Source organism: Leptospira semungkisensis (assembly GCF_004770055.1).
Classification (GTDB): Bacteria; Spirochaetota; Leptospiria; order Leptospirales; family Leptospiraceae; genus Leptospira_B; species Leptospira_B semungkisensis.
The window spans coordinates 340268-359672 of sequence record NZ_RQEP01000005.1; the positions used below are offsets into that span (position 1 = coordinate 340268).

Consider the following 19405-nt stretch of genomic DNA (forward strand, 5'->3'; position numbering starts at 1 on the left):
TTCTTGCATTTGAAAAGGAGTTCGGCCTTAGGCCGAAGCTCCTTACCTTTTTCGGATAGCGATCATCGCAATATCATCAGAGAGTTGAGAGAAGCCGGACTTGCCCAATCCTTGTTGAGTGTGAGCTTCCACATCCGTTACTATTGTTTGGATCAACTCTTCTGGACGCTTTTCTCCGTTTGCTTGTAAGAGCTTTGCCAATCTTTCTTTCGTGTACATCTCCGAGCTGGGGCTTCTCGCCTCGTCCAAACCATCGGTATATTCGAAAAAAACATCTCCCGAATCCAAAGTAAGGACCCTTCTCTCGATCGTAGTCTCGAAGAAATCATTATCATCCATTCCGATCGGAAGTCCTCCTGCAGGAAGCTCCTTGATCTTCTTATCCGAAGCATCGTAGAAGAGCGGCTTAACGTGTCCGGCTGAGATGTATTCCAGCTTAGAGGTATTGGAATCGAAAATAGATAAGAAGAACGTAATAAAGATATGATCCGGAGTATCCTCATACAAATAGCCGTTCGCTTCTAAAAGGATCTTTTTCAGATCTCTTTCTCCTTTTCTAAGAATGGCGCGAATCTGAGCCCTAAATAAGGCCATTACGATCGCAGGTCCTACCCCATGATTGGAAACGTCCCCGATACAAATCGCGATCTTTCCGCCGCCAAGCTCGATAAAATCGTAGTAATCCCCGCCCACTCCGGTCATCGCCTTGTAAAAGGCACCGAATTCGACGTAATCATTCAGACTCGACGGAAGTTTTTCAGGAAGAAGTCTCTTCTGGATCTCTTCTGCAGCGAGAAGTTCTCCTTTCATTTCCTCTCTTTCTTTCAAGCCGTGAACCATATTGTTCAATGACTCACTCAAGACGCCTATCTCATCATAACCTGCAGGAGGAAATTCTACTTCTAGATTTCCTTCTCCTATAGTCTCAGCATTTCTACTAATGACTCGGATCCTGCGGACCATAAGCCAGGCCAAGCCGTACGCCAATAATATTGCAGCTATTCCGATGATCCCTGTATATCGGACCATCTCCTCTCGATTGCCCCTCATCTGACGGATCCCTTCGGTCCTATCTATTAGAATAATATTATATCCTAATAAGTCTTTGCGAAGAAGGTCATAGATCAGTCCTTTTCCAGCCTCATCCCCTGGAGCCACAAGAGGAGTAGAATCTAAGTCCCACATGACTTCCTCTGCCTCGCTCCTACTTCTGACCAAGATCCCGGAATCCCAAGAAACTCCTCTGGCCTTAGGCAGATCCGTTTCCGAATTTCCGGAGAGTATCCACTCCCTAAGAAGCTTCCATTTGGCTCGGACTGCTTTGCGCTCATTCTCGTCCTTATAATATTTGCGAATTCCGGAAGGTCCTGCTTTGAACGGAATGAATGCGAAGTCTTCTAGGGCAGCCTCTCTCAAACCGTAAAATGCGTCCTCCGCCTTTCTATCTAAGAAAAAGCTCCAATCCCCTTTTGTAGAATCCATTCGTATTAAAGAATCTTTATATTCTTCTAAAAGGATCTCTAAACTTCTTATCTTCTCCTGGATCTCTTCCGGGGATTTTTTATTCTCCCCTTCTTTCGGAGGAAGTTTCAGCATTTTCTCCCATTCTAAGATGTCCTTTCCTGTATCAGTGATCTTTTTCTTTAAGCCGTCGTGATCCTCGTCCCATTTCTTTTCGGCTTTTTTAAAATCGGAAGAATACGGCTGGAGTTGTTCCAGCTTTGTATCGCGCTTCTTCAACATTTGGCGATATGCTGAGGCTAAATTTCTAAAATCCTTGTCTGCAGAAGGTTTTGCCTTTCCGTCCTTTCGCAACTCATTCATTCTCGCCTTCAACTTCTGTGCAATGTCCGCAATTTCAGCCGAGATTTTCTGATCTTCTTCTAGGTATTTTTTCCAATCACCTTCGTTAGAAGCGATTTCTTCCGCGAGGGCTCTGGATCTTTCTGCAGTACTTGGGTTTCTGAATACTGGCCGATATACTACTTCGTACTGGCGCCCACCTACTTCGTAACTTTCCGGTTCGGATTTATTCTGTATAACTTCCAACACATCGGTTTCTCCGAAGAGGCCCTTGCGGCTTTCCACATAATCCGCCTGGCTAAATAGCTTCTTTCCCGTTTCAGAGCTTTGGGAGAATAGAAGACCAGTATCTAAGGTTTCTTTTCCCAATCTATCATATGCTAAAATTCTAATTTTATCCGGTAGAAGACCTAGAGAAGAAATCCTATCTTTGAATGAACCTCTAAAGAAATTCTGGAGCGCTTTCGTAAGAGCAGTCTCTCCGATTGCCGCCTTCTTCTCTCCATCCGGGATCGCCTTTTCGGAAGCCTTTCTTTCCTTATCCAGCTTCTCTTTGTCTGTCTGGTAGGTTTTCTTTTTCTTTGGATCGAGATCCGGCTTGGCAATCTCCGCATCCAAGAATTTTACTTCTTCGTCAATCTCTTCGATCCGTGTTTTTGCACTCTCCGAACTAATCCTTGCAGAAGCTGTCCTTTCTGCGATCGCTCTTATCTTATCGTATACCGGCCCATCTATAGGAGATCCATTCTCTTTTCTTAATTCGTTGCGGACCTTAGACTCGAATTCACTGATCTCTTTTTCGGAAAGATAGCGAGTGAAATATGTATCTACGGATTTATATACATTCCCTCTTTTTACATTCAATCCGATGGATTGACCGAATGCTTTCAACGCTCCGAAGAGACCGCCTTCTTTTTGAACGACAGTCCTCTTGAACTTACTCAGTTGCTTCTTCTTTTCCTTAACTCGGATCTTAAACTCTTCTACCAAGATCATACTTCGGCTGAGATTCTCAAGATCCAGAACGACAGAGTTCACATATTCCAGAGGAGGTTTCAGCTCGGACTCCAGCTTTTCTTCCAAAGCTTTTGTCTGCTGAGAATAATGAATTGCGGAAGTAAAACCTAGGATCGCGATAACTAAAGCCGCGGTGAAGAAGGAGAGCTTTGCCCGTATTCCGGGTAAAACAGCCCTAAGAAATTTGTTTTTGATCATCTTATTCTCTCGTGTGGATCAGAGTAAGTTTATTGCGCGGAGGGTTTTTCAGACGTTGGTAACGGACTACCATGATCTTCTTAATAGAACGTAAGCCGAAACCTCCGTCCGCTCCGCTTTCGTATAATTCCTTCCAGGTTTCGCTTTTTTCTTTAGTAGGATCGAAGGGAATTCCCTCATCTAAAATGGAGAATTTCCAACTTCGTTTATTCTTCTTCATTCTAAGTTCTATCTTAGAATGATTCGGCTCAGAGAAGCCATGTTCTATCACGTTCGTCATCGCCTCGTCTAAGCAGAAGACAATCCTGCCTTTCACGATATCCGCACATTCCTCTCCCAAAAATTCGCGAACCTCGCTGCGAATTTTGGATAACTCGTCCAGATCGACAGAGTATAACTGGATTTTTTCCTGAGAGGGATCCATTGTGCGGATCTTATACTCCGCCGATAGCGTCGTCTAAGGTCGGAAAGATCCTGACTTTTTTGGTGAAGTACATGAGCTCCATCGTATCCTTTACTTCCTTTTTCAGGCTGCAGAATACGATCTCTCCGGACTTCTCCTTTAAGAACTTTTGGATCGAGTTCAATACTCCGATTCCTGCCGACGCGATATAAGTCAACGCAGCACAATCGCAGATGATCGTCTTGATCCCATTTCCGACAGCAGCTTCTAACTTGATCTTCAGATCCGGTGCAGTCTTTGCATCCAGTTCGCCAGCGACCTTAAGAATTAATTTGCTGCCTTCTACTTTTTCGTTAAATGTGAGATTTGCCATTACACACCCTTCCTTAATTCTTTCATTAAATCTTTCGCTTGGATGATTCCGTAAAGTTTCCTTTCTAGAGTATCTATCTCATAATAATATTTTATGTTAGGATCCCCTTCAAAGATATGCGCATATTTTCTGATCCCTTGGATCGCCTTCTTCGCATTTCCTTCTAGAATTCCCTTGGTGATAGTATAATAGAGTTCTATCGCCAAAGAATCCTTAAGATTTTCCTTAAAGCCGTGCTCTCTCTTACTTAAAGCGTCCAAAAGATTTTCTACTTCTTGTTCGCTATATGTTTCCGAATCGCTATAATTCACAATATAACGAGAAAGTAATTTTTTGCACCGGATCAGGTTATTCACCTTTGCAGCAGATAGAATCTGCTGATAAAGATTATGGACTTCAGAGTCCAAATAAACCTTCTGCCGAGTGCCGTCCAATTTAACCGGTTCGAATGCGGATTTCAATTCTTCTTTAGAAAAGTTTTTGATCGAATCCTCGAATAATTTCTCGTTATTACTGCTGGTTAATTTAGCAAATTCTTTTAAAGGTTTTTCTAAAACAGCTACGAACTCTAACGCTTCCTGAGAAAAAGCTATATTCTGTACTTCTTGGATCTTTTCCAGAAAGAAAATGCATGAATCGCCTAGAGCAGAGAGACTTTCCTGAATAGCTTGCGAAACCAGTCGTTTGCAATGATGTGGGATCGTATGTAAATAGGAAGGATTCAACGAATCTTCCTGGATCTTATCGATCATCTTACTCGCAGCAAGTGCGGAATGCGATTTTTCTTTTTCCCAGCCCGCGTAAATGAAAGGATCATATAGAAACTTTCTAAAATTCTTTTTGCCGGACATGGCAAGAAGGCGGATGGTTTTTACGAATTCCTGTGCGAGATCCTGAGGTATTGAAGTTCTTTTTTCGGCCATTGATAAAAGGATCTTTAGAACCCATTTGACTGGGTTTTTCGCCGATTTGAAACAATATGTTAGGCGAAATTTCGCTGTAGATCCAGAGCAGAATGTTTTACTATCCTATCAAAAAGCATAGCAAATTCCGAAGAAGGGACTGCGGTCTAAATCCTGAAATCGGACATAAGATCCGAACGAGTAGTAGCAAAATAGAAAGGAAACGTTTCGTATCAGGAAATTTTAAACTAGTAAAATGGCTCTCGTTCCCTTAGAAGGCTCGCTTTCGAAATCCAAAAACGCATCCAATCTTTTAGCCATATCGAAACAAATAGAGAGCCCGATTCCAAGTCCTCTTTCTCGAATAGTCCCGAGTCTAGAGCTCAGGCGACCTTCTCTCAGATCTCTCAAATGATCCGGATCGATCCCCATTCCCTGATCTTCTACCTGGAACTTGAACTTCTCATCTTGTAACCCGGCTGTAACCATTACATTTTTTCCGGGAGGAGTAAATTTGAGCGCGTTCGAGATAAGATTCCTAAGAATAATACTTAATACTTCCTTATCCGTGCTAAGAAGGGAAGGAGGTTTTACCTGTAAGGAGAAACCTATTTTTTTGGTCTGAGCCATGGCTCCGTAAAAGGAAACGATCTCGGTGAACAATTCCCCTGCATCGAATAATTCTTTCTTAATATTCAAATATCCGAAATTAGCGGACGCCCAGTGAGCCGTATTATTGATGAAGTCTGTAACGGATTTAAGTTCGCTGATGATTTTCTTAGCGAATAATTCCTTGTCTTCAGGAGCGATATCAGTGATCAACATCAGCTCCGCAAGAGAACCCACTTGCGTCAGCGGAGTTCTTAGATCATGAGTGAGTACAGAAAGCACTCGATCTTTAAAATCATTTCTTCTTTGCAATTCTTCTCTCTGTCGATAGACCTCGTCAATGTCCATAAAGGCCACTACGAAATAGTTATCCCAAAGAGAACTCTTTACCTCGAACCATTTATCTTGCCCGTTCTTAAGCCGGATCTTGACGGTGACGAATACGGAATCTAATCCTTCTTTCTTAGCGGCCCGTACCTTGGTGTACCACTCATCCATTACCTTTTTACGATATTCTGGATCCGGAAAGGCGAGAAGGAACCAATCTTGTGCATTCGTAATCTCTTCGTATTGGTATCCAATCTGATCTAGAAAGGCTCGATTGAGATAAAGCACTTCCTCCTGTCCAGGCTCACCGAAGGAAAGTCCGAATGGACAAGGGACAAAATCACCGATCTTACGCAGTATATCCGGGTGATTCAGAACGTCCGAAGAATTATCTTGCAGGTTCATAAGAGAAGAGCTCGGCCGAAAAATTTAGGTCAGAGTATACTCGATCAAATAGAATTTAAAAGCCTTTTTGTTGAATATCAAAGCATTCCATTATTGAGTTTTAATAGGAACAAGGAGACGAAATTTCGACAATCTTTTGGCCTGATTTTCCCTAGCAAATATCCCAATTTAGATATAACAAATGTACAAATGGAATCAGTTAGATTCTATACTAATCTTTGTAACATCCGCTAAACCTCTGATCTCATCCACAATCTTCAGAACATCAAATTCTCTAGGGACAGAGATCGTAAGTTTAATTTGAATACTTTTCGTTTGATAATCTTGCATAAAAGACTCGGATACTAAACGAAGTTTATTCCGCAATAGAAGCTCTCTAAATCCTTTCCGATGGAATTTCTTCTGCTTTAGATCCAGGACCAGCACCTTGTATTCGTATTTACCAAAATACTTTTCTTCAATGGAATCGAATACGATCAGAATAATCAGAGTGGCGACAGTGGTCAGTCCGGAGGCAAAATACAATCCAGCTCCGATCAGTAGCCCGATAGCGGAGACCATCCAAATCGAGGCAGCAGTATTCAATCCCTTAACGGTCAGTCCGAATTTCATGATAGCGCCTGCGCAAAGAAAACCGACACCTGAAACTACCTGAGCCGCAATCCGAGACGGATCCCCTCCCACAACGGAATAATATTCCGGAATATAAATGGAAAGGAGCATAAGAACTGTAGAAGCAAGACCGATCAGGATATGAGTCCTAAATCCAGCTCCATGATTCTTTCCTTCTCGGTTCCAGCCGATCGCCCCAGCATATACGATCACAACGGAAATACGCAAAAGGACTGTAGCCGAGTTTATGCTCTTCGAGTTTACTACATTCTGAAATTGGTCCAGTATCTCTTGGAAAGACATTCTTCTTTATAAAGATCTAATTCGAAAGATTGGAAAATAGATCCGTTACAATCTTGATACGATCTGGATCGATTGAAAAGCGAATAATAAGATCTCTTTGAAAAATCGAGAGATTAAGGTTTATAGCGGTAAACTTCTTTCACTAGATCGGAATCTCTTCCTAAAATAGCGGACATTCGTACCTTATCCCAGGCCAAAGGATTTCCGTTCTTATCCAAGGCAAAACCTCCTGCTTCTTCCAAAGCGAGAACTCCTGCGGCAAAATCCCAAACCTTTGCTCCGCTCAGATTCATGAATAGATCCGTCTTGCCCTCTAATAATTCCAGAAAGCCGGCTCCTGTCGCCGCCAAAGCGCGAGTGGCCAATGTCTTTTTGCTAACTGCGGAGATCCAACGGTAGTCTTCGTCTTGAAACGTATTATTGATCTCTAAAGAAAGAATACATCGATCCAAGCTTCCACCTTGAGATAATCGGATCCGATTCTCTCCTATGAATGTTCCCTTTCCTTTTTCAGAGAGAAGGAATAGATCGGAGCAAGGATAATAAATGCATCCTGCGTACGGAGATCCTTCTTTTAGAAAACTAAGGATCACACTGAATTCTTTCATTCCTCTTGAGAAGAGCGCAGTTCCGTCTAACTCGTCGCAAACTACACATGTCTTTGGCAGAGGTTCCTGATTTTCCTGCTCCTCCATCACAAAGGAGAAGCCAGCGAATTCTTTGCTTAGGATCTCTTCTAAGATCTCATGAGATCTCAGATCAGCCTCAGTCAGGACCTGCATCGGATCCTTTAGGTCGTATTCGGAAGTTCCATTAAATAATTTTAATATTTCGGAGCCCGCTTGCCTGGAAGCAGACTGAAAGACATCCAAAATATCGGATCGCAATGTCACCAGAAGGATTAAGGATTGTTCGGATCTTCTTGAGGGGAAGAATTCTGATCCGAATCCGCAGAAGGATTCGCCTGAGGCGCAGGCGGAATATCATCTAGAATAGAAGGTCTCTTGGACTTTTTCTTTTCATGCGCAGGCGCAGAAATCGTCCTGATCTGAAGATACTTTCCAAACACCCAACCTTGCACAGTCTCAGTAAATGCATCTTTGTACTTGGTGTTTACTAAAACCTTGAAATAAAAGTCTTCGATTCTCTTTCCTTCGATAGGAATGATATAAGCTGCGGAACTCTTTCCGAGGACTTTTCCGACTTCGCCAATCTCCAGATCTCGGATCTTCTGAGCTCCTACATAAGGATCTCTCATTAAAGGAGTCTTGTCAGCAATAACGGTCATGTATTTGCCGAAAGCCTTGAGCTTATAGAGCCTAAGACTAATTTCCTTAACAATCGCCTCAGAATTAGAGTTTGCATCAAGAATTCTTAATAAAGCAAAGATCGCGAACGAATTCTTTTGCTCAGTAAGAGTGTCTAAGATCTGATTTCTTAAATTAGGTTTTGCAGCAAAAGAATCTTCTAAGATCTTCATAGAAGTTCTGGTCTTATGCCTTCCTAAGGCCTCGACAGCCGCTTTCTGGAAATCTTCATCATTAGAATTTAGATAATCTATAAAAATACGAATATCATCCGGAACTTGGTAATAACCTAATCCTAGAATAGAAGCCTTAACGATCTCCTTATCATCCGAGGTAAGTCCCTTTTTCAAAAGAACTTCTCTCGCTCCCGGATCCATGGTCTTCCCCATTCCCCGGAAAGAATACACTCGAATGTCTCGATCAGGAGACTTGGCTCCCGCATAAAAATAATCTAAAGAAGCACGAGCTCCTATATCCGCCAAACCTTTGTAAGCTGCCTGACGAACATATTCCCCATCTCTATCGATCATCTTATGAATAGTTTTGACTCCGGCCTTATTGCCCAAACGTCCTAATGCCAAAGCTGCCGCAGCCCGAACCCTAGGGATCGGATGAGTTAGACCATATTTATCTAAAACTGCGAATCTATGATTCGCTTCCGCTTCGAAAACCTTGAGAAGCCCATGCTTGAACTGCTCGTTGTATCTCTTGGTTTCCTTATCTACTACTGGCTTCTTAGGCTTTTCAGTAGAAGGTTGTGGATCAGTAGGCGCATTCTCAGAAGAAGGATCTGTTTGCGGGTCTGCAGGAGCTTGCTCAGAAGAAGGCTGAGGATCCGCCTGAGAGAATAAAGGCGAAAAATAGGATCCGGCAGAGAGCGCTAAGAGAAGAACTGCCAATAATAAGCGAAAAGTAATTCGAGACTGCATTCTAATGGATCGAAAAGCAAGCTTTGGTCCAGGAAACATTTTCCTGTTCCAGCCTCTATTCTTTTTTTCGACCATCCGTTATCGGTCGATTACCTTTTTTTATACGAGAACTAGGTATTGCAAGAATTCACGAATATCGAAGTAATAATTTCTTTCCATTGAACGAGATCTAATCCGATCGATTTAGCATCTTTGACACAGATCCAAAGCATTCCCTCAAACCTGGGAGGGAAATCGGACGATTTTTGAGGAAGGAAGGGGACGAGAAGGCCATCCAAAAGTTACAAAAAATGGGCCACCCAAACGAACAAAATTCATTTCTTCGAAAAATCCTTTTTCTCGGAACTGCTTGACGCTCCCCCTTTGAGATGGTACCGTTTTACTCGTAGAAGGGAGACCAATCTTATTAGTAAGCTCAGCGGAAACTTATCCGGATTAAAGTCCAACCAGATCCAAAGACTCAAAAAACTCTCCGAAAGGCGAATTCGGGAAAACGTGATCATCACTCCCGAAGTTTCCCGAACCCTCACTGAACTCTCATTCGAAATCAATAGACAAGTAGGTGTCCTTATCGATAGGAACGGTTACGTTACCCACGTTATGGTGGGCTCCGATAGTTCTATCGATATCCCTTGGCTGGATCGGATCCGTACTTCCGAGGCTCGTTTGAGAGGCTTAAGACTGGTGCATAGCCATCTCAAAGAAGAAAGCTTAAACCAAGAGGATTTGACCGACTTAGCTTTATTACGTTTAGATTATATAACTGCGATTACCGTAGATGACAAAGGACTTCCTCGTTCTTATTATTCGGCCTATGTAAATCCAGAAGACGAAGAAGGAGAACCTTGGAGCGTTCTTCCCAAAAAGAACCCAGGGCAATTAGAAGAAGGGATCTTAGAAGAGATCCTGGATATTGAAAGCCGGATGGCGAGATATCGCCGCAATCTAAAAGGCGCGCAAAAAGAAAACCGCGCGTTCCTGGTTGGAGTTTATCCGGAGCACAATCGCGTCCGACCTCCTAGCCAATCCATCGAAGAATTAAAAGAGCTCTGCAGGACCGCAGGAGTCCACGTTGTGGATTCATTTATCCAAAGAAAGAATCGTTTAGATCCTTCTACTGTATTAGGAAAAGGTAAATTAGAAGAGATTGTATTGAAAGCGATCCAGAAACAGGTTGAGCTCTTAGTATTCGATCTGGAATTAACTCCTTCTCAAGCTAAGAAGATCTCAGACTACGCGGATCTGAAAGTATTGGATAGAACTCAATTGATCTTGGACATCTTTGCAAGAAATGCAAAGAGTAGAGACGGTAAACTCCAAGTCGAACTCGCTCAGTTAAAATATCTGAAAGGAAGACTTTCGGAATTGGATGATAATATGTCCAGGCTGACCGGGGGAATCGGCGGAAGAGGTCCCGGAGAAACCAAACTCGAGATCGGAAAACGTAGAGTCGAAGAAAGGATCTCTCGACTCGAGCAGGAATTAAAATCCCTCAAGAAACGAAGAGAGATCGCAAGAAGAAGACGCAAGAAAAACGAGATCCCTGTTTGCGGAATCGTAGGCTATACCAACGCCGGAAAGTCCACCCTTCTAAACGCAATGACCAATTCTACAGTTCTTTCCGAAGACAAGCTATTCGCGACCTTGGATCCTACTTCCAGAAGGATACGCTTTCCAGAAGAAAGAGAGATCATTATCTCCGATACGGTTGGATTCATACACGACCTTCCTCCAGAATTATCCAATGCGTTCAAAGCAACCTTGGAGGAATTGGGAGATTCCGATCTCTTAGTCCACGTTGTGGATATTTCCAATCCTGATTTCAGACAGCAAATGGAAGCAGTAGAAACTATATTAGAAGATTTGAATCTATCCGATGTGCCCAGGATCTTAGTTTACAATAAGATAGATGGACTCCCAGAAGAAGCACGCACCGAACTCCTAAGAGAAGCCGACGCGGACACTATCTATGTATCCGCAGTCCAAGGATTCGGATTACAAACTCTCTTGGACAGAATAGAAGAAAGGATCTACGCGCAAGCAGAAGCCAAACTTTTTGAATCGAAACTGCTGGAAGAAGAGAACGAAGAATGGAAAGAGGAAACCGAAAAGACTTATGTCTGAAGGTTTAAAAATGAGATGCGGGGCTTAGACTAAGCCCGCTAATTTCTCTTGGTCTAGAGCCAAACGAATGACGGAGTTCACGTAGGTCTCGCGATCCGATCTTCCGCTGATATAATCTTGATAAACGGATTGTAATAGCAGGTAAAACATTCTTTCCGTCTCCTAAGAGAATGGTCGGACCACTTCTGATCTCTCATAAGCGTTTTTTCCTGCCTAGACTTTTTTCTTGCCGAACCATCCAAGCACGGAAACCTGAATAAAGTGGCTCCTCTTTCCGAAATACAGATCCGAGAACTAAAGAATCTGGCAACAAATGCCGGTATTCCCTTCCGCGAAAACTCGGATCTAAGCGTGCATTGTTCCTTTAAGATAGGAGGGATCTCTCCTTTTATCGCCGAGCCTGAGACAAAGGAGCAGATCCAAGAAACCATTCATATCTTCCGCAAACTGGACCTGCCATGGAAAATTCTTGGCGGAGGAACCAATATACTTATCTCCGATCATCCAAACAACTTTGTGATCCTAAAACTCTCCGGTGGATTCAAAGAATACAAGGACTTGGGCGGAGGATTATTCGAAGTCGGAGCCGCTACCAATACCACTCCTATCTTTCGCCAAATTTCTCAGAAAGGTTATACTGGAGCCGAATTCCTGAGCACAATCCCGGGTTGGACCGGAGGAGCAGTGATCCAAAACGCTGGCTGCTACGGAGGAGAACTTTTCGATCTGATCCAAGAAGTGGAATTTTTAAGAGGCGAGGAAGTTTTCAAACGAAAGCCTTCTGAAATAGAGCACGGCTATCGTTTCACTGAGTTTTTAAAGAAGAAGGACTCGATCATTCTTTCCATACGCATCCAGCTAAAAGAAGGAAATCTAGAAGAGATTGAGGCTTCTCTCAAAGAAAAGAGAGATAAGAGGAATTCTTCCCAGCCGCAGAACAAAAAAAGCGCCGGATCCATGTTCAAGAATCCCAAAATTTTCGACGAAACCGGAAAAGAAACCAAGGCTTGGCAGTTCATAGATCGTGTAGGACTGAGAGGAACAGTAGCAGGAGGCGCCCAAATTTCTCCGGAGCATTGCAATTTTATCGTAAATACCGGAGGAGCAAAGGCTTCCGATGTAAATCAATTGGTCTCTCTCGTCCAAGAAAAAGTAGAGAAAGAAACGGGCGTGATTTTAGAAAGAGAAGTAGAATACTTCGGTTCTATTCCCTAATCCAGGAAGACCAAATGCCAATAGTTCGAGATCCGGAAGATAAAAAAGAAAGAATCCTTAGCTCTGCTCTGAAATTATTCACAGAGAAAGGATTCGAAGGAACACCTATTCCTGATCTAGCCAAAGACGCCGGGATCGGAGCCGGAACTATCTACCGGTATTATAAAAACAAAGAAGAGTTAGTAAACGAGCTCTATAGATATTGGAAAAACAAACTCAAAGAAACCTTAGCAACAGGGTATCCTGAAAAAGCAAAATCCAAGGATCTATTCTTACATCTTTGGATGGCACTTGCAAATTTCTACGATAAGTATCCGGAAGCTTTCGAATTTTTAGAATTGCATTATCATTCTCCTTATTTGGACCAAGCCAGCAAAAAGGCCACAACACAAACTATGGAATTCATTTGCGGTTTCTTAGAAGAAGCCAGAACAAAAGGAGACATTCGCTCTGACCTAGGTTCCATGGAACTAGTTTCCCTTTGCTATGGAAGTTTTGTAGGAATGGTAAAAATGGCCAAGGGCGGATACATTCAATTGTCTCCCGAAACATTACGCAATTCCGGATTAACACTTTGGAAGGCATTAGCGAAATAAATTATTCTATTTTGGATACTATCCTTTCTTCTGAATTTCGATCGAATCGATTCTCAAACATTCCCTTCTTAAAATAAATTTCTTCACATACAAAAAGCGGAAACAGAATTCCGACTGAACCAAGCACAAAGCCTTCAAATTCTCTTTTCTTCGATCAGATAGATTTATAATATGTTAATATATTATTATATTCTTCTATCTCTTGGAATCGGAATTCCGATTCCGAAGTTGTGAAGGAAATAAATTCAGCAATCTGTCAATCTTACCTTGACAGTAATGACCGTTAGTCGAAACCTTCGGCCTTGTTTGAAAAAGAAAATTTGAAAATGGTAACTTGGATGGAAAATAATACACTTTCAGAGACAGTAAGTATTTCCTCGGAGCCAGAGCTCACACCCGATACTGATTCCGCAAGAGATGATAAGGAGGCGAATCACGAAAAAACACAGAGAAAGCAGGATGAGTCCAAAGCGAGGATCATCCGATCCGCCATGAAACTTTTTGCTGAGAGAGGCTTCTTCGAGACTAGAATTCCGGAGATTGCAGCTCACGCAAAGGTAGGAGTAGGTTCTTTATATAGGCATTTTAGGAATAAGGATGATATTTTCAACGAGGCATTTAGAACAGCCGCGCACGAATTTTCCAAGTTCTTCGATGAGGCCTCGCTCAAGAATTCTTCCCCTAGAGAAAGATTTTTCGACTTTTGGCAGGGGCTTGGAACCTTCTCTCATCGAAAGCTGGACCAGCTTATTTTGATAGAGAGAAATTTATCTTCTTACCTATTGGATGAGGAAAGTAGAAAAGAAGCAAACCTACTTCGAAAGAAGATCTCCGATTATTTCACTCCTTTTCCGGGAGAAACACATCTACAGTCCGTATATCCTTCCATTATCTTGGGTTCCTTTACCGGAATTTTAAGATCCCAAGCGATCTCGGACAAACGCTTGGAAACTGCGATCCTAAAAGAATCTGCAGAAATGCTTTGGGATGGATTTTCAAAACTGCCGAAATCGGAACCGAATAAAAAGAAAGAAAAGCAAAACAGAAAATCCTGAGATTAGGATTCTCTTGGTGTTATATAGGGCCCGGAGTTTTCACGCCGGGCTCTTTTTAAGAACCTATCAAAAATGGCAGCTATTACCGTTTTGATCAAAACGAACGACTAACGCTGAATTAAACTCGGATAATATCCTTCCGGAGTCTCATAGCCCATTATATCCAAGATTGTAGCCGCCACATTCGCAAGCCCCGGATCTTTCAGGTCGGAACGAAGTTTAAACTTTCCCTCCGGATCCAAAACGCTAAACGGAACTGGATTCAAAGTATGAGAAGTTTTAGGAACAGGTTTGCCTTGCTTATCCTTCTCCACATTTCCTTTTTTGTCCAATTGATACATCTCGTCTGCGTTCCCGTGGTCAGCGCTTACAAGCAAAATTACATTACTTTTTTTGCATGCTTCTGCAAGTTTCATCATGCATCCATCCAGGAATTCCATCGCTTTTACGGTAGCAGCGTAATTTCCTGTATGACCTACCATATCCCCGTTCGGAAAATTGATTCTATAAAAATCACTTTTGTTTTCTGCCAGAACTCTTTCCAATTCCTTGGTGATCGCTTCTGCCTTCATCTCAGGAGTTTGGTCGAAAGGGATCACATCGGACTGGATCTCTTTGTATTCTTCCGTTTGCGTGTCGAATTTTCCGGAACGATTTCCATTCCAGAAGAAGGTTACATGTCCGTATTTCTGGGTTTCGGAGAGAGCGTACTGAACCACTCCTGACCGAGCCATGTATTCTCCCAAAGTCCTATCGATTGCTGGTGGAGTTACTAAGAAGCGTTCCGGCAACTGCAAATCTCCATCGTATTGCATCATTCCCGCATAACAAACATCCGGCAATTCACCTCGATTGAATTTATCGAATTTCTTTTCAGTGAATGCTTGTGAGATCTCAATCGCTCTATCTCCTCTGAAATTCGTGAATACAACTGAATCGCCATTTACGATCGGTCCCACGGGTTTTCCATTTTCTTCTATTACGAAAGAAGGAAGATATTGATCGATTACTGCAGGATCTTCTGCGCGAAAAGTTTCGATTGCGGTCTTTGCATCGGAGAATTTTCTCCCTTCTCCCTTTACGTGGATTTGCCAACCTCTTTCTACCATGGACCAGTCTGCTTCGTATCTATCCATCGTGATGGTCATCCTTCCTCCGCCGGAAGCGACCTTGATGTCCGCACCTTTTTGTCTAAGGGAATGCAACCACTCTTCAAAAGGATTCAAATATTCTAATGCAGATTTTTCAGGAACATCTCTTCCATCTAACAGGATATGTAATCTAATCTTAGGGACCTGCTCTTGAATCGCAGCTTCGATCAAGGATCTAGTATGATCTATATGTGCATGAACATTTCCGTCGGAGAATAATCCGATCAGATGCAAAGTGGAATTTTTACTCTTGGTATTTGCTATGATCTCTTTCCAAGCCTGTCCCTCGAATAACAGTCCTTTGGCGATAGAATTGTTGACGAGTTTTGCCCCTTGATCGAATATTCGTCCGCATCCTAGAACATTATGGCCGACTTCGGAGTTGCCCATATCTTCGTCGGAAGGCATTCCCACAGCTGTTCCGTGAGCCTTTAAATGAATGGTAGGAGATTCTTTCCAGAGTTTGTTTAAGAAAGGAAGCTTGGCTCCGGCAATTGCATTGCCAAATTCGGGACCTCTCGGTGTAAAACCGACCCCGTCTAAGATCACGAATAGTACCTTTTTAGGAACGAAAGGAGTTTGTTTCTTGAGTTGCATTCCATTCCAAGAAAGACCCACCTCACTCTTAGTCAAGAGGATTCAGGTAGAGAGTTTGGCATACATCCTTCGGTTTAGAGGCGTTTTATCGAAAATAAGGTTAAACTCAGTTTTTTCGGTGGAAGCTATAAGAATACGATATATGATGGTTTTACCTCCTCGAAGAATCATTGTTCTTCGACGACCTTCTCTATTCGAAACGTATATGCTAATTTCTTAATATTTAATCACTTCGTATTAGAATGAACGCAAAAGGCCCCAGACCCTTAGATCCGAACACGGGAAACGTATCCGTCCCGAGCTTCTTGAAAGTAAAGAAGCTGAACGAAGTAGTGAGTTACTACATGAACGACAAGGTAACTCACTCTTTGTACAAGGCGGTCTCTGCGGCGAGCTCGTTTAAGAATGTTAAGAAACGACAATTATTCGAACCTCATCATAAAATTCCAGAAGTAGCCGATCTTGGTCCGAAAGAGATGGACATGCATCTCAAAAGACTTTTAGAAGATGGCACTGTCTCTCAATTAGCTTATTTAATCAGTGACGATGTAGAAAGACCTCCCGAAGGACGTCCTTGTTACGCAGCTATTCCGGAAGCGGAGGCCTTGGATCTAAGTAGGATCTATTTAGAATTATTGGATCTTTCTGTTTCTTCTTTGCTTTTCTATTTGGATCGTAAACCCGAATTGAACAAGGCCTTGGTTTGGGAGAATCTAGAAACAGATTGGGAATCAGGTGCCAGAAAGGAGGCTTCCTTTCCTCAATTATTCTTATATTTGAGGCAGGCCTTTCAAAACGAATATTTTAGGATCACTCCCAATCCTGAATTCGTGAAGGATTTTCTTTTCGAACTCGAAGATGACCTCTTTAAGAAAGGAAGAGTGATAGACGTTCCAGGTTACGGTCTGTTCGGATTAAAGAGTTCTAAAGAAGCTGTGCAGATCGTAGACTATATTGATGATTTTATCCAATCCAAGGGAACAAAACAGCTACGTTATACTCTATTGGAAGAATTCCAAAAGATCGCAATGGAGGAGAAGTTCTATTATTCGAATCCTTCTCATCCAGAAACTACAAGGTTCAAGTTAGCAAGGGCAGAGGCGTTTGCGGCGGCTTTACCTTCCGGAAATCCAAGCCCAGGAAGTCCAGGAATGTTAAGCGTAGTGCTGATAAGAAGCCTTTCTGAAATTGCGGAGAAAGAATTACAAAAGCAATCTTCCGAGCGAGACCGAAATCGTTTTCACGATATTAAAAAGAATCTTCTCTCCGAAAGCGGCTCTTGGGAAAAGAAAGTCCTATTGGTCCAGGAGAAGGAATTCAAACAATTTCCTGAAGAACTAAAGAGAATGCTTATAGACGACCTAGAGATAGGTTATTCTACTTGGGAGACCAAGACTTCTACCGTTCACGCATTCTTTCATAAGAATGCAAATAGCGTGAGACAGATTATCCTCAGTCTTGGAGCATCCATGGGGGCCGAGACCTGGAAGATCCTTTGCATCCGCCAACTGGTAGAATCCAACGAGCCTCAAATCAAATCCATATTCAGAGAACCGGATCTTGTAAAAGCATACGGAAAAGTATTAAGAAAAGGTTATATGGATTATTTTCCTTGGTACTATGCGATTCTGGATTTATTGGGGATCGGTAGGATTTTCCAAGATATATTCTTTGCACAAGCCAAAGAAAAAATCAGAATACAGCAGAACCAACTTAAGGTAAAGAACCAAGAAAACTCTCGCAAGGACGAACAGGCCAAGGTCCAAGAAAAGCTCAAAGAGGAAGAAAAGATCCGTTCTGCCGAGCAGAAATCCAAGATCTCTTTGGCTATGGATAGTTATTATTTTAAGAAACAGGCTCCTCCAACTGCCGCAGAAATCCAATCTCTTGTCCCTGAATTTTCTCCAGAACAGTATTACGAGATCTTGGAACGCGAGAAGTTTGTATTCTTAGCTTGGGAAAAAGGAAAAGAAAGATTCGATCAGATACTTTGTTATCCGGGAACAGAGTCTTTCCGTAGCAAAGCAAGAGAGCTACATAGAATTCTAAGCGAGAAGTTAGAGTTCCTACAAAACAAGGTCAGAACCACCGAAGAAGAAGATGCTAGATTTCGCATCTCTAAGGTTGTGAAACATATAGATGAATGGTTCGCATCCAATAAAGGTCCTGAAAAAAATGGCGCTCCTAATAACGGAGCCAAAAAAGGAAAACCAGACCCAGACGATCCGTTCGAATCTTTCCGAGTCGAGATCAATAAATTGCGAAAGACCGGAACAGACGATTAACCTAAAGGGATCGCCGATCCTGGCCATTCTATTTCACTTTTCTAAAATTCAACTTTCCTGAATTTTTTTATTTCCAAGACATCCTCAGCTCAAAAAAAGTGAGCAAAAGCTCATAAATGGGTTTGTTGGATGGGAAAACATACAAAATTCCCCGGAATTAAAATGAAACAAAAACGGATCGTGCTAGTCCAGTTTTGGATGCTTATTATTTTCTTATCGTTCGGGTGCAATAAAGCAAACCCGATTAGTTTAGATGCGAGTGGAAGTGCAGCAGGAGTGCTGCTTGGAATTGGGATGCCGGAAATTTTCGGCACAGGCAATTCTATTCCCTCGGATCTGCCTTCGAATGATATCAACGTATTTTACGATGCTCAGAACAACTATGTGAATCTGACTTTTTCTCAAAGCTTCGAGAGCACGGAAAGATTTACCATTTCCATTGAGAGCTATACCACGGTTCTCTCTCCTGCAATCGTTTCTTACAACTACTTCGATCTAGTCTCGGGAGACACCGAGCATACGATCGGATTTGCTTTAGAAGCAGATGATGATGATTGCTCTGATAGAAGCGGAGACAAGATCCACGCCAGGATTACTCGTGACTCGACGGGGACTTCTCATCTATATTCGTTTTCCGTAAAGGACGGAGATTATTGTTTATTTGAGACGGATCCTAAGTATGGTACCGAATTGAATGGGATCACGAATATGGACAATTATTGTTCTACTCTTGCAAGAAATAAAGGACTCGCAGATCACGCGAACTATAAGGCGTTTATCGGAGTACTTTCCAATACAATTGCAAATCGCGATCCGGGAGAAACCGCTTCTGATTCTGCACTTCTCAAGAATAACAAGAGATATGTTCGAAAGAACTCGGACGGAATTTGGACAAAGGTGTTTCAAACAGATGCAAGCTGGCCATCTAGTTATAATTTTTACAATCCGATCATCGATTCCGGTAATTACTGGACAGGAATGAATTCCGGTTGGTCCGTTATGAATGCTGGGCTTTGCATGAATGATGAAGGAACGGAGAGTTGGATCCCTAGTACGACTTCTAGCGCGAGTGGAGCGGTCGGAACCTCTAGTACTTCTTTTGCGGATACTGCTTACTGGACAATCAATGCTTGCTCTGCTGGCGCCGGTGGTTCTGCATTGCCTTACGTATGCGTTTATTCCCCATAAATCGAG

General features: G+C 42.5%; 16 protein-coding genes. 6 read left to right on the plus strand and 10 right to left on the minus strand.

Annotation, left to right across the window (positions count from 1 at the left end; genetic code table 11):
• Positions 1-42: 42 nt before the first annotated feature.
• The 8 genes from EHO59_RS01685 to EHO59_RS01720 form a co-directional block, all read right to left on the minus strand.
• Entirely contained in the window at positions 43-3018 is a 2976-nt protein-coding gene (locus tag EHO59_RS01685) for a PP2C family protein-serine/threonine phosphatase (RefSeq protein WP_135584135.1), read from the minus strand.
• A 1-nt stretch (position 3019) separates the two neighbouring features.
• The gene (locus EHO59_RS01690; protein ID WP_135584137.1) at positions 3020-3442 is read right to left on the minus strand and encodes an ATP-binding protein; all 423 of its coding nucleotides are present in this window, start codon (positions 3440-3442) and stop codon (positions 3020-3022) included.
• Between the two features lie 10 nt (positions 3443-3452).
• A complete protein-coding gene (locus EHO59_RS01695; protein ID WP_135584139.1) occupies positions 3453-3794 on the minus strand; it encodes an STAS domain-containing protein in 342 nt (113 codons plus the stop codon).
• Positions 3794-4717 (minus strand): hypothetical protein, encoded by a 924-nt coding sequence (locus EHO59_RS01700; protein ID WP_135584141.1) that lies wholly within the window; start codon positions 4715-4717, stop codon positions 3794-3796. The genes EHO59_RS01695 and EHO59_RS01700 overlap by 1 nt, the downstream gene beginning before the upstream one ends.
• Before the next feature lie 222 nt (positions 4718-4939).
• A complete protein-coding gene (locus EHO59_RS01705) occupies positions 4940-6037 on the minus strand; it encodes a PAS domain-containing sensor histidine kinase (protein ID WP_135584143.1) in 1098 nt (365 codons plus the stop codon).
• A 195-nt stretch (positions 6038-6232) separates the two neighbouring features.
• Positions 6233-6952, minus strand: a complete 720-nt coding sequence (locus EHO59_RS01710) for an MgtC/SapB family protein (protein ID WP_246052594.1) — start codon at positions 6950-6952, stop codon at positions 6233-6235.
• A gap of 113 nt (positions 6953-7065) precedes the next feature.
• A complete protein-coding gene (locus tag EHO59_RS01715) occupies positions 7066-7845 on the minus strand; it encodes an inositol monophosphatase family protein (RefSeq protein WP_135584145.1) in 780 nt (259 codons plus the stop codon).
• A gap of 8 nt (positions 7846-7853) precedes the next feature.
• On the minus strand, positions 7854-9188 hold the full coding sequence (locus EHO59_RS01720) for a HEAT repeat domain-containing protein (protein WP_135584147.1): 1335 nt from the start codon (positions 9186-9188) through the stop codon (positions 7854-7856).
• 363 nt (positions 9189-9551) lie between these two features.
• Between EHO59_RS01720 and hflX the strand changes: the two genes are divergently transcribed.
• On the plus strand, positions 9552-11312 hold the full coding sequence (hflX, locus tag EHO59_RS01725; RefSeq protein ID WP_246052595.1) for a GTPase HflX: 1761 nt from the start codon (positions 9552-9554) through the stop codon (positions 11310-11312).
• Between the two features lie 24 nt (positions 11313-11336).
• Here hflX and EHO59_RS18320 read toward each other — a convergent pair whose 3' ends face one another.
• A complete protein-coding gene (locus EHO59_RS18320) occupies positions 11337-11462 on the minus strand; it encodes a hypothetical protein (protein WP_281275678.1) in 126 nt (41 codons plus the stop codon).
• Between the two features lie 111 nt (positions 11463-11573).
• On the opposite strand from EHO59_RS18320, the gene murB reads away from it, so the two are divergent.
• The 3 genes from murB to EHO59_RS01740 all read left to right on the plus strand — a co-directional run bounded on the left by murB (position 11574) and on the right by EHO59_RS01740 (position 14178).
• Complete coding sequence (gene murB / locus EHO59_RS01730; protein ID WP_135584149.1) at positions 11574-12527, plus strand: UDP-N-acetylmuramate dehydrogenase; 954 nt, start codon at positions 11574-11576, stop codon at positions 12525-12527.
• A gap of 14 nt (positions 12528-12541) precedes the next feature.
• Positions 12542-13123 carry a TetR/AcrR family transcriptional regulator gene (locus tag EHO59_RS01735; RefSeq protein ID WP_135584151.1) on the plus strand — a complete coding sequence of 194 codons (582 nt, stop codon included), beginning with the start codon at positions 12542-12544 and terminating at the stop codon, positions 13121-13123.
• A gap of 338 nt (positions 13124-13461) precedes the next feature.
• A complete protein-coding gene (locus EHO59_RS01740) occupies positions 13462-14178 on the plus strand; it encodes a TetR/AcrR family transcriptional regulator (protein WP_246052597.1) in 717 nt (238 codons plus the stop codon).
• Positions 14179-14285: 107 nt separating this feature from the next.
• On the opposite strand, the gene gpmI is transcribed toward EHO59_RS01740, so the two are convergent.
• On the minus strand, positions 14286-15926 hold the full coding sequence (gene gpmI, locus EHO59_RS01745) for a 2,3-bisphosphoglycerate-independent phosphoglycerate mutase (protein WP_135584155.1): 1641 nt from the start codon (positions 15924-15926) through the stop codon (positions 14286-14288).
• Between the two features lie 242 nt (positions 15927-16168).
• Here gpmI and EHO59_RS01750 point away from each other — a divergent pair, with 242 nt between their 5' ends.
• Complete coding sequence (locus EHO59_RS01750; RefSeq protein WP_135584157.1) at positions 16169-18211, plus strand: hypothetical protein; 2043 nt, start codon at positions 16169-16171, stop codon at positions 18209-18211.
• A 162-nt stretch (positions 18212-18373) separates the two neighbouring features.
• Entirely contained in the window at positions 18374-19399 is a 1026-nt protein-coding gene (locus EHO59_RS01755; protein WP_135584159.1) for a DUF1554 domain-containing protein, read from the plus strand.
• Positions 19400-19405: the final 6 nt, after the last annotated feature.